The organism is Candidatus Poriferisodalis sp. (assembly GCF_965198245.1).
Taxonomy (GTDB): Bacteria; Actinomycetota; Acidimicrobiia; order Acidimicrobiales; family Poriferisodalaceae; genus Poriferisodalis.
The window spans coordinates 2,358,909-2,371,612 of record NZ_OZ240249.1 but is presented as its reverse complement, the minus strand read 5'-3'; the positions used below and the strand labels follow the sequence as shown (position 1 = coordinate 2,371,612).

The 12,704-nt window shown below is 65.9% G+C and carries 5 protein-coding genes; 2 read left to right on the top strand and 3 right to left on the bottom strand.

The annotated features are described in order from the left end of the window. Positions 1–4: 4 nt before the first annotated feature. A complete protein-coding gene (locus ACOCMM_RS10710) occupies positions 5–2,272 on the bottom strand; it encodes a transglycosylase domain-containing protein (protein ID WP_419553146.1) in 2,268 nt (755 codons plus the stop codon). 77 nt (positions 2,273–2,349) lie between these two features. Here ACOCMM_RS10710 and ACOCMM_RS10705 point away from each other — a divergent pair, with 77 nt between their 5' ends. Both ACOCMM_RS10705 and ACOCMM_RS10700 read left to right on the top strand, forming a co-directional pair. Next, on the top strand, positions 2,350–3,054 hold the full coding sequence (locus ACOCMM_RS10705; RefSeq protein ID WP_419553145.1) for a thiamine diphosphokinase: 705 nt from the start codon (positions 2,350–2,352) through the stop codon (positions 3,052–3,054). Beyond that, a complete protein-coding gene (locus tag ACOCMM_RS10700; RefSeq protein WP_419553144.1) occupies positions 3,035–4,285 on the top strand; it encodes a hypothetical protein in 1,251 nt (416 codons plus the stop codon). The genes ACOCMM_RS10705 and ACOCMM_RS10700 overlap by 20 nt, the downstream gene beginning before the upstream one ends. A gap of 19 nt (positions 4,286–4,304) precedes the next feature. Here the strand turns inward: ACOCMM_RS10700 and ACOCMM_RS10695 are convergent, their stop codons facing one another. Then, the gene (locus ACOCMM_RS10695; RefSeq protein WP_419553143.1) at positions 4,305–12,419 is read right to left on the bottom strand and encodes a S8 family serine peptidase; all 8,115 of its coding nucleotides are present in this window, start codon (positions 12,417–12,419) and stop codon (positions 4,305–4,307) included. A gap of 32 nt (positions 12,420–12,451) precedes the next feature. Continuing rightward, complete coding sequence (locus tag ACOCMM_RS10690; RefSeq protein ID WP_419553142.1) at positions 12,452–12,580, bottom strand: hypothetical protein; 129 nt, start codon at positions 12,578–12,580, stop codon at positions 12,452–12,454. Positions 12,581–12,704 lie beyond the last annotated feature (124 nt).

The following is a 12,704-nucleotide window of genomic DNA, read 5'->3' as shown; positions in this document are numbered from 1 at the left end:
GGGCTCAGGCCTGGTCGTCTTGTGTTCCGTCCCCGCCGGGATCTCCACCAGTTTGATCTGTGCTGTCCTGCGGGATGGATTCGTCAGTATCGCCCACGGGTTCGGTCGCTCGCGCCCTGAGCTCGGTTGCGATCTGGGTGCAGCGGATCCACTCGAACCTCGTCTCGCCATCGGCTGCCGGCACTGCAACCTTGCAGAGCGCATCGGGCAGAGGCTCGAATTCGTTGTCCTCGGTTGGGCGAACCATGCTGCATGGCAGGTCGAATTCGAGCGGAGGCTCCGACGGCGTCACCGCTACGGCGATCGAGCAGGTATCCCCGGACAGGAACAGGTACTGGCTGGCTCGAGACGGGGGCGGCGCGGGCGGGAATCCTCGCAGTTGCGTGTCCCCCAGAGCCCGTTCCATGTAGGCGGACCAGATGCGCGCCGGGATCCAGCCCCCGGTGGCCCGCCGACTCTGGATTTCGCCCATCGGGACCTGCTCGTCGGGATGGCCCATCCACACTGCGGTCGACATGTGCGGCGTGAAGCCCACGAACCAGGCGTCATGAAAAGACTGCGTCGTGCCGGTCTTGCCGGCGGCGGCCTGTCCGCTCGCAAGCTGCGCCCGCGTCCCGGTGCCAGATCGCACATTTTCCTCGAGAACCGAAGTCACCCAATCGGCTGTGACCGACGACACCACCCGCCGTCCGTGCGGCGCATGCTCGTAGAGCACCTCCCCGAAGTTGTTCTCGATGCGGGTCACATAGAACGGCTCCATCCGAACTCCGCCGTTGACGAACGTGCCGAAACCCAAGGCCTGTTCGAGCGGCGTGATCTCCTGCGCGCCCAGCGAGATGGACGGATACGGCAGGTAGCTGTCCTCGCCCGACCGGCCGATGAGGCGATTGGCCATCCCGACGACCTCATCCAGACCCGTGACCAGGCCCAGTCGCACGAACGCGCAGTTCGAGCTGGCCGTTGCCTGGCCCTCCAGCGTGGCCACCCGACCTGGACTGTTGGCAAAGTTGCTCACCTTGTAGTCCTCGAGCGGTGGATTGGGGAACACGCATGGCCCCTGCCCGCTGATCGTGTCGAACGGATAGAGGCCGGCGCGCTCGATCGCGGCCGCGAGGACGTAGGGCTTGAACGACGATCCGGGTTGGCGCCGGCCTTGGGTGGCGAGGTTGAATTCCGAAGCGCTGAAGGCAGGGCCGCCGATGAACGCGAGCACCGCTCCGGTCGATGGATCGACGCTGACGATGGACACCTCGAATTCGCCCGTGCCCTCCGGCAGGACCTCCGCCACGGAGGTGCGCATAGCCCTTTGCAGCTCGGGACGCAGCGTCGTCCACACTCTCAGACCGCCGCCGAACACCTGGCTGAAGCGGGCTTGGTAGGTGTCTCCGAGAGCTGGGTTGGCCAGCAGGGCCCGCCGCACTTCGACCAAGAAGTAGTCACGTCGAAGCGTCACGTCGGTGCGACGCGGCGACAGGTTGCGACTTGGCAGCGGCCGCCGTTCGAATGCGTTCCGCTGGGCCTCCGTGATGATCCTTGCATCGACGGCTTGCTGCAGCGACCTGCTGCGGCGTCGGGTCATCGTGGAGATGTTCTGATCGAACCCGTCAAACAGGCCGGGGCTGCGAATGAGACTTGCCAAGAATGCCCCATCGCCCACGTCGAGCGTCGAAACGTCCTTGCCGAAGTAGGTCTCGGCCCCGGCTTGCAGTCCGTACGCCCCGTTTCCGAGATACACCTCGTTGACGTAGAACTCGAGGATCTGTTCCTTGGAGAAATCTTCCTCGAGCCGGGCCGCAATCACCGCCTCGCGGATCTTGCGGTTGAAGCTGCGCTCGCTGCCCACCACACGGAGCTTGACGATCTGCTGGGTGATCGTGGAGCCACCTGACGCAATCCCGCCAGCGGACACGTTCGACACCAGTGCGCGTGCAGTCGCCCGCAGATCCACACCGTTGTGGAGCCAGAACTTGCTGTCCTCCACCGCCACGATCGTGGCAAGGACTTCGTCGGGCACCTGGTCGAGCGTGATGATCTCACGGTCGATGTCATTGAGCAGGATGCCGATCGGATTGCCGTCGGAGTCAAATACCTGGGTCCGCTGAGCCCCGGGCCGCAAGTCGATCGTGATGTGATCGCGGTCGCGTTCGACGGCGTCGAGGGTGCTTGCGACATGGGGCGCGGAGGCGCGGGCGCCGATCGTGACGACGGCTGCGCAGAGCGCGATCATCACGGCGAGTAGGGGCAGCCGGGCCAGCCGGCGGGCGATGTCCACGTTGAACTGCAAGGTACCGGGCCGACATCGCGCGCCCGGCGCGCCGCAAGCCGGCCGCTTCCCATCACACTGGTGCCATGAGTCCGGCTGCATCTGGCGAGTGGTCCGCCGACGGGGCACACCTCGATGCCCACTGCGTCTGGATCATCGACGGCGGTCCCAGCGCGCCTCGTCGACTCCCGCCCGGCGAGCCCACCTGCGTGATTGCCGTAGATCGTGGCTTGGCCCACACGCTGCGGCTGGGCTTGCGACCCCACGTTGCCGTCGGAGACTTCGATTCGGTCGATGCCGGAATGCTGGCGCGCACGCGTGACGAGTGGCCCGACCTCGTAGTCCAGCGACACCATCGGCATAAGGCGCACAGCGATCTGGACTTGGCCCTGAGCTTCGCGTGGGGGCTCGACCCCACAGAGATCGCGCTGGCGAGCGGTGCCGGCGGCAGGCTCGACCACATGATGATCTCGGTGACGATGCTCGCACGGCCTCGCTATGCCGCGCTGCCGCTCGTGGCCTACATCGGCACGAGTGTCGTACGCGCTGCAACCACCGGCATGACCATTGCATTGCCGTCGGGCGACGGGAATCTGCTGACGCTGCTCGCCGTGGGCGGAGCCGCCAGCGTGCGTACGACTGGGCTGCGATGGAACCTGACCGGATCGGCTCCGCTCCTCAGTGCGGCGTCGCTCGGACTGAGCAACGAACTCACTGCACCCTCGGCCCACCTCGGAGTACAAGCGGGCACCGTTCTTGCGATACAGACACATGGCAAGCCCCTTCCGTGAGCGACTCGCCGGGAGTGGCGCCCGGCGAGTTCGGATCTTCGCCGCATTCGCGTGCGCAGCGGTCGTCCTTGCCGCTGGCTGCGCGGACACGGACCGGGGATCTGCTGCGGTACGCGTCCTGACATATCGCGACTTCCACCTGCCCGCCGACGCCCTCGAAGCATTCACCGCCGAGACGGGCATCGAGATCGTGGTGTTCCGGGAGGACACGCCCGACGATGTCATCGAGTTGCTGGAACGCAGCCGTACCCATCCCGTGGCCGATGTTGTGGTGGGCATCGACACGCTTGACCTGCAGTACGTCATCGACAGTGGCCTCACCCAGCCCTATGCGCCGTTGGCGCCAGGTCCGCTGGTCGAAGACCTCGCTGTCGACGCCCACGCATTGACGCCGATCAGCTATCTCGATGCCTGCCTGAACTACCTGCCGTCGTTCTACGTCGTGCCCGAGCGTCGCATTGACGAATTGCCCGACGCTGAACGCCTGCCGCCACCGGTGCCGCGCGGCCTCGACGCTCTCCACGATCCCGCCCACGCCGGAACTGCGGTGATCCCGGACGCCGCAACGAGCCGGATGGGCGTGTATCTGCTGGTTGCACTCGAGCGGCTGTATCCCGAACGCGGCGGTGACGAGGTGACACCGTGGCCCCAGATTCTCGACCAGATGCTGCGTTGGGGCGTCGAGCTTGCGCCGAGTTGGGAGATCGCGACCTTCGAGCGCTTTGCCGGCGGGGAGCCTCCCCCGCCGCGGCCGATCAGCCAGGATGATCCCGATCCTGTGACGCTGGAGTCGCTGCGTGGTCGACGGCCGATGACGTGGGGCACCACGGGGCTGCCGTCGGTCTATGCCAAGTACCAACCCGGCCTGCCCGAAGCACTCGACATAGCGGTGGTGTCCGATGACTGCGTTCGCATCGGGTTCTATGCCGGAGTCGTCGCCGGAGCGCAGAACCAATCCCTCGGCGGGCGACTGATCGACGCCATGGGCGAACCTCTCTTCCAATTCGGCGTGAGCGATCGGTTCGGTTCGCGCCCGGCGCGCAGCGACATCGTGAGCACACCCGAATGGCAGGAATTCGGGGTGAGGGTGCACCCGTACCGGCCCGACCCTGCATACGTGGGTGCCAACTGGAAGGTGTGGCAACTCACCTGGAGTCAGGTCGTGCGGAACTTCCAGACAGGCCCTGCCCCGCTTGAGCCCGAGGTGACGGTGACACTGCCCGGCAACTAGAGCGTGGCGGAGCGGCTGGTCAGAGGTTGGCGAGGATGCGGCGTGCGGCGCGGGCGGCGGTGTCGGTGCGGGTGGCACCGGTGATGCGGCGGATGTCGGCACTGTCGGGGGCGGTCTGGGTGATGGCTGTGCGTACGTTGTTGGCGATTGCGGTGCGGCCGCCGATGATGATGATCTGGGTGGGTCGGTAGTCGTGGATGAATGCTGTGGTGGTGTCGGGCAGGGTGTCTTGTGCGGTGTAGGCGACTGCGGCGTTGGGGGTGGCGGCGGCGAGTGCTGCTGCGACGCCGATGTCGGGCGGGGACCAGCCGTTGGCGATGACCAGGGTGATGCTGTCGGGGGCTGCGGCGGGGTTGCCCAGGACTCGTCGTGCTGTGGCGGCGGCGGTGTGGGTGCGGTCGGTGCCGGTGAGCCGTGTGATGTTCGTGTCTGTGCCTGCGGCGGCGGCGATCTTGTCGTGCACATCGTCGTTGATGGCGGCGGTGCCGCCGATGAGGATCACTCGTGCGACCTCATAGTCGGCCAGCAGTGCTGCTGATGGCGTGGGCAGTCTGGCGGTCTGGGTGTAGAGCACTGCTGAGCGGCTGCTGCGCGCGGCCAGGGCGGCGGCGGCGCCGATGTCTGGGGGGGACCAGCCGTTGGCGATGACGAGCGTGACGCGGCCTGCTGTGGCGGGTGTGCCCAGAATGCGTCGTGCTGTGGCTGCTGCGGTGTCGGCGCGGTCCTGCCCGGTGATGCGTGTGAGGGCCGATTCAGATGACGCGGCGCGGATCTGGGTGCGCACATTGCGGGTCACTGCTGTGTTGCCGCCCACGATGATCACCTCGGCGGGCAGTGTTTCGCGCAGCAGCAGCCGGGTCTGTTCTGACAGTTCGTCGCCTGCGGTGTAGAGCACCGCTGCGTCTGCGGTGCGCGCTGCGAGCACCGACGCGGCCCCGATGTCGGCGGGGCTCCATCCGTTGGCCACCACGAAAGTCGCGACACCCACATCAAAATCGCCGCCTCCGCCTCCGCCTCCGCTGCCGCCTCTGCTGCTGCCGCTGCTGCTGCCGCTGCTGCTGCTGCTGCTGTTGTTGTTGGTGTTGGTGGGGGCCGGCACAGAGTTGATCGTTACCGCTGCTGGGGGTCTTTTGTCAGGGGCCTCGCTCTGATCGTTCGGGCTGTGGGCGTCCTTGTAGGCGACATCCACCCGCAGCCAGTGGCCCGCATCGGCGGCGACAGGCCGGTAGGTCGATGCCGTCGCGCCGTCGATGAGCTCCCAGCTTGCCGGATCGTCGCGGTCCCCAGAACGGCGCCACGTCCAGTCGTGAGCAGTCAACGGCTTGTCGGGGTCGTCCAAGACCGCCCTCAGCGGCTTGCCCACCTCAGGCAGCGAGCCCGACAGCTCCAGCTTCAGTGTCCCGGGCTCTTCGACGTCGGTGACCGTGACCGTGACCGTGAGGGCGCCGTCAGTGTTGCCGTCGGACGCTTGCACGACCACCGCATAGTCGTTGCCCCGGTCGGCGTCGGCACGCTGTTCGTAGTCGGGTGGCGCGACCCATCTGAGGATGCCGGAGTCGTCGATCTCGAAGTCCTCGCCGTCGGGGCCCCCGAGCGACCACGTGACCGACACGCCCTCGGGATCGGCGCCGGAGAAAACGCCGACGACCCCGTCGCGCTCTTCTCGCCACGAGATGGCCGTGTGGCCGCTTTGGACGTCGTGGGCGCACCGGCTGCTCACACAACTGACCGTCGGCGTCTCATTCACATCAGTCACCCGCACCGTCACCGAATATTCGCCGGGCAACTGCTGTTCGTCCTCGGCCACGACGACGACCTCGTAGTCGTTGTCCCGGTCGGCGTCGGCACGCTGTTCGTAGTCGGGCGGCACGACCCACCTGAGGCTGCCGGAGTCGTCGATCTCGAAGTCCGCGCTGTCGGCGCCTGCCAGGCTCCAGGTGACCGCTTCGCCTTCGGGATCGACCGCCGTGAACGAACCAACAGCATCAGCACGGTCCTCGGCATAGACCTCCACGTCGCCTCCGGTGATCACCGGCGCCTCGTTCACATCGGTCACCGAGACCGCGACCTGCTGGAAGTCGGTCTCGCCCGACGGATCACGAACCGTCACCGTCACCTCATAGGACGACCTCGCCTCGTGATCCAACACCACCCCGCGCCGAGTCAGCAACCGGCCTGAGGCCGCGTCGATATCGAACAACGCTGCACCGACAGGCCCCAACGAATAAGTCAAGAACCCCTGATCGGCAGCGTCAGGGTCGCTCGCCTCCACCGGCGCCCCGATCGAGGTTCCCGCCGGCGAGTCCTCCGGGACCACCCGGACGACCGTAACCGCATATGGGAACGTCGGCGGCTGATTGGTGAGCGGCGCCGCGAGCACCGGCCCCAAAGACGAGGACATGACCCCCTTGCCGGGACCCTCACGGTCCCGATACGACACCGACACCCGCAAATAACGACCCACATCGCCGCCCACGGGCTCATAGGAACGCGAACCCGCGCCGCTGATCAGCGCCCATCCCGACCGCGAACCGACCTGCGAACGCTCCCACGACCACACCGCCCCGCCCACCCCGCCATCAGGATCGCTCAACACAGCCGTCAATGCCGTACCCGCCTGCGGCCGCGAGAACGGCCCGAACCCGCCGAGCTCGTCCACGTTGACGACCGACACCGTCAGACCGCGCGTGTCCTCCAACGACCCAGCAGTCGCAACCACGACCACCGCATAGGAATTGTTCCGCCCAGCATCGACCGGCGCCTCAAAATCCGGCACCGGATCGAACCCCACCACACCGAACTCGTCGATCCTCAACGCCGCCCCATCGGGACCCCTCAGCGTCCAAGACACAATGTCGCCCTCTGGATCTCGGGCCGCATAAGCGAACACGCCCACGGCGCCCTCCGACACCGACCCGCCCACAGGACCCGAGGTGATCACCGGCGCCTCGTCGACATTGGTGACCGTGACCGTCACATCGAACCGGTCATCAACCGACGAATCGAGGCTGCCCAGTCCGTTCTTGCCGTCCGACGCCTCCACCGTGACCCGATACGTGTCGCCCCGCGCCGCCTCGTGATCCGGCGGGCCAGCCGACTCGGCGAACCGCAGCACCCCACCCGAATCGATCTCGAAGAACCCCCGATCCGCGCCCGACAACGACCACGCCACCCGCTCGTGCTCCTCCGGATCGTTCGCGCTGAAATCAGCAACCACACCGGTGCCGTTCTCGGGATAATTCCTGGCCGGCGGCCCCCCGATCACCGGAGGCTCGTTCACGCCCTCCACCACAACGACAACCGGCAGCGACTCCAAGTTGGCGCCGTCAGAAGCCTCCACATCGACGTTGTAAGTGTTGTTGCCGCCTTGATCGGCCGGCATCTCGAAATCCGGCGGATCCTTGAACGCCAACACCCCACCCGAAATATCGAACACCAGCCGATCCGCACCCGACAACGTCCACACGATGCGATCACCCTCCGGATCATCCACACTGAACGACAAACCCGTCACAGTCCTGCCCTCGACCACCGTCGCCATATCAGCAACACCAGTCGGGAACACCGGCTTCTCGTTCACATCGGTAACAGTCACCGTTACATCGAACCGGTCATCGACAGACGAATCGAGGTTGCCCAAATCGTCCTTGCCGTCCGATGCCTGGACCGTAACCCGATACGTGTCGCCGCGCGCCGCCTCGTGATCCGGCGGATCTGCGGACTGGGCGAACCGCAGCACACCCCCCGAGCTGATCTCGAAGAACCCCCGATCGGCACCCGACAACGACCACGCCACCCCCTCACCCTCCTCCGGATCATTCGCGCCGTAATCGGCGACGACGCCGGTGCTGTTCTCGGGAAAATTCCTGGCCGACAACCCGCTGATCACAGCAGGCTCGTTCACCCCCCGCACCACAACGACAACCGGCAACGACACCAAATTCGCACCGTCAGAAGCCTCGACATTGACGTTGTAGATGTTGTTGCCGCCCCGATCGGTCGGCATCTCGAAATCCGGCGGGTCCTTGAACGTCAACACCGCGCCGGAGACCCCGCCGGAGACGTCGAAATCGGGCTCGTCCGCGCCCGACAGGGTCCACTCGATGCTGTCGTTCTCGGGGTCGTTCACGCTGAACGACAGACCAGTCGCGATGCCGTTCTCATCCACGGTCGCTATATCGCGGCTGTCATAGGTGAGCGTCGGCGCCTCGTTCACGTCGGTGACGGTCACCGTTACATCGAAGGTGGTCGTGTGGCGCCCGTCGGAGGTCACGATCTGGATCTCGTAGACGTTGTCGCCGTTCGCATCGAGGCGATCCTCGAAATCGGGCCTGACGTGGTCGGGATCCTGCCGGAAGCTGATCGGAGCGCGACCAGTGAAGTGGAATGTCGCTCTGTTGTAATCGAACTCCGCTGCGTCGGGCCCTTCGATGTCCAAGCCGGAGATGTCTTGGCCCTCCGGGTCGGTCACGGTGTAGCTGCCGACGGGCGTCTGCGTGCCCTCGACAACATCGATTGCAGGCGGCCCTACCACGATGGGCGGCTCATTGTGATCGATGACCACGACGCTCACGGCGATCGTGTCGTCGACCGCAGAGTCGGCGTCGCCGGCGGCGTCCTTGCTGTCGCTGACCGAGATCGTGACCGTGTATTTCTCACGGCTCTCGAAATCCGGATCGAATGCCGTCATGATCTGCCCCGTCGAGGCGTCGAGCTCGAACGACGCAGCATCGACACCGCTCAGGCTGTAAGTGAACGAATCGCTCTCGGCATCCGACGCCGTGACCGCCGAGCCGACATCAGCACCCGAGCCGACGTTCTCGGCAAGCATGCGGATCGTGCTCTCGCCGTCGACGAAGAACGGCTCGCTGTTCGTGGCGCCGGGTGTACCCCGCGCGGTCGTGGACCATTCGCCTGTTCGATCGCCGACCGCCCGTACCTGCACATCCCGCTGGACGCCGTCGGTCAGGTTCTCGATGGTGTGGCTGCGGCTGCTGAGAGAACCGGCGCCAGTGATGACCGTCCAGTTCGCGTCCGACTTGTCGGTGGCGTCGCTGCGGATATGGCGCAGGTCGTACCCGGTGAGCGGCGATGTGCCCGTGCTGTCGGGTCCATCCCACGCCACGATGAGCGAACCCGAAGCGGGCTGCACATACCGCAGCGGCACCGGGCCGGGCGCCTGGCGATGGCCGTACACCTTCAAGTCCCACGAACGCACGACGTTGGCCGTACCGCCGGCAACCCGGTCGGACACGCGCAGCGTCCATGTGCCGCGGGGATCCTCGCCGAGATGGCGGGCCGACCCGAACCTGAACTCACCTGTCAGCGCACAACTCGTCGCTGGACGTCGGCAGTCGAAAGAGTTCCGCTCCGTCAGCACCGATGTCGCGCCCGACGGCGACACCAGTTCGATGTTCAGGTCACGGAAAAAGGGTGCATTGAAATCGATGTTGATCTCGACGAACTCCACGAAGTCCACATCGCCGCCGAGATCCACCGTGCCGGTGGCGGTGCCGTTCGTGCTGGCAATTCTCCGGCGCGTTGCGTCGGCGGCGGTCGCGGTGCGCATGTCGGCCACGTTGGTCCAGTTCTGGGCCAGCGCCACCGCCGCCGAGGCATCCACCACGCCGAAGCCGTATTGGTGATTGAAGCTGTAGCACTCACTCGGGGTGGTGCAGTCCGACGCCGTCGAGCCGTACTTGCGGGCACCGGCCTCCCAACCTGAAATGGTCGCGTTGTTCGTGCGGGCTGACGCAGCGAGAATCAGCTTCACGTCGCGCCACGTCAGCGTCGGGTTGACCTCTCGGACCAGAGCGACAACACCCGACACGATCGGCGCTGCGGCGCTGGTGCCGCCGAAGGTGTCCCTGTAAGTGCTGTAGGGCCGTGTGGTCATGATTCCCGGCGTGGTTACGATGCCCAGCGGATGGTCCTTGGGGGTGCTGTCGGAGGGCGCGCACACCCACAGGTTCGGACCCCACTCGGAGTAATAGGACCGCTTGCCCCGGTGGTCGACGGCACACACTGCGATCACGCCGTAGTACGTGACAGCCTCCGCCAGCGAGGCGTAGTCGCCGTTGTCGTCGCCATTGCCCGCGGCCCACACGTAGACGACGCCCTTGCCGTCGTCCCCCTCGGTCACGCCTGCATCGATCGCCATCTCCCAGAGCCGAGTGGCCCGGCTCGCACGAGGGCTGTCCGGCACCCCGTAGCTGTGGTTGGACACCGATGTGGTCTGGCGGTCCCGCGCCACCGCATCGGCGGCATTGAGCGAGCTGCTGGCGCTCACCAGGTCATACCCGTAGATCGTTACGCGCGGCGCGACGCCACGTACGCCGCTGCTGTTGTCACCCGCTGCGATGAGTCCGGCCACCGCGGTGCCATGACCCGACGGATCGCTGAACACGTCTCGAACGCTTCGGTAGCTGTGGTTCTTGTCTGTGTCGACGTTGTCGAGCAAGTCCTCGTGCAAGTAGTCGAGGCCTGAGTCGACGACCTTCACGTTGATCCCCGAGCCCGTGGCGATGTCCCAGACGCTGCCGAGCACGGCATCGTCGATGTTGATGTCTTCGCCCGCCGTGCCGCCGAACTGCCCGTCGTTGTCGAGGTGCCACTGGCACCCATACAGCGGGTCGGCAATGTCAGCAGGGGTCGAGGTGCGAGCCTCCGAGCAGATGTCCGCCAGTCGTTCGTAGCCTGCGTCGGGGCGCAGCAGCACCAGGTACTCCCCGGTGTCGCCCGGCTGGTCGCCGTCGACCTTGAGGTAGTACGTACCGGCCTCGAGCGTGTCGAAGATCGCGAACGCATAGAGGTTCCCCGAGAAGAACCTGTGGACCAGCGCGTAGTAGTTGAGGCCCAGCACTTGGCCGGCCGAGTCCTGCACAGTGGCCTCGATGTTCGCCTCGCCGACGCCTACGAGGACTATCCGGGTCGATCTGTCGAGCGTGAACGTGAAGTAGTCGCTGGCCGAATCGATCGTCCCGCCGGCAGTCGTGCTGGTGCCGATCTCGGCCGCTGTCGGCCTGGAATTGCCGGGGTCGGGTGACTCGTAGACGTGCAGGTAGTACAACCCGGCCGCGTCGCCTTCGAACGGCTTGACGCGGATGTAGTACGTGCCCGCGGCCAGTGTCGTCCTGAGTGCGAATTGCTCGTGGCTCGGCTCGAGCCATGCGTCGTCGTTGGAGGCGACGACGCTGCCGTCGGCGTCGAGGATCGCTCCGACGGTGTCGGCGACAAAGCCGCTTGCACGTGCGGTGATCGTGGTCGCGGTTGCCAGTTCGAGCTTGAAGAAGTCGACATCGCTCAGCTGGCTGGTACTGGTCGCCCCGGTGCCGTGGAATACCGCCACCGAGGAACTGTCGAGATCTATGCCGGTCGCATCGCTCACGCCCGTCGTATCGGCGAAGGTTTGCAGCCACAGCGTGTAGTCGCCGGTGGCGTCGTCGGCACCGGTGACCTTGAGGTAGTACGTGCCGGCGGACAGCTTCCCGTCGAGCTTGAAGTTCAGCGGTGCGCTCGTGAGGTTCGAATCGTCGTTGAAAGCAATGGGGACGATGGTGCTGCCGCGATAGAGCGTCCCGTAGGTGTCGGTGTCGCCCGTGGTCACGATGACGTACTCCCGCTCATCGCTGATCGAGAACAAGAACCAGTCGTCGTCGGCGCTCGAATCGAGTACGCCGCGCACCGGCAGCTCGTCCACGATGGCGGTCGCATTCTCACGGGACGAACCCGGATCGGTCGGCGTCCCTGTCTCGGTGCTCGACCAGTCGCCTTCGCTGGTCGTCACTGCACGAACCTGGACGTCGTAGGACGTGTCGTTGACCAGCCCGGTCACGATGACGCGCAGGCTGCCCGCTTCCCACGCAGGGTCGAGCGGGCGCCAGTTGGCATCGTCGGCTTTGTCCGCTGCGCTCGAACTCGAATCGATGAAGCGCAGGTCATAGGAACTGATGCCGGTGACACCAGCCGGGGCGCTCCACGCGACGGTGAGTGCCTCATCACCGGGACCCACCGCGGTGATCGTGGGTGCGGCGGGCGGCGTCTGCGCCAGCGCGTCATCGCCCGTCAGCACCGGCAACGCGAGCGTTCCTGCGAACAGGAACACCACCAGCGCGGCGCGTTTGAGTCGCGCCACTGTCAGATGACCCAACAGTGACCCTGATGCCTTCACTGGGTGTCGCGCTCGATCCCCAAGTCCGGGCTCGGCAGCTCGACGCCATCATGGCCGCCGGGCCAATTGGCCAGAATCGGTAACGGGATTCCCGGCTCGGTCTCGATCAAGTAGCCGTCTGCCACAAAGCCGCTTTCCGTCAGCCGACTGACTTCGACAACCTCACGCCAGTTGTGTGTCGCCTGGAACCATGCATTGCGAGCAGTATATCCATGTGCCTATTTCATGTAATGAACTATGAGGATGCGC

Excerpts from the sequence above, each read along its gene's own strand:
- ACOCMM_RS10705 (WP_419553145.1), top strand. The coding sequence starts at position 2,350 with ATGAGTCCGGCTGCATCTGGCGAGTGGTCCGCCGACGGGGCACACCTC.
- ACOCMM_RS10700 (WP_419553144.1), top strand. The coding sequence starts at position 3,035 with ATGGCAAGCCCCTTCCGTGAGCGACTCGCCGGGAGTGGCGCCCGGCGA.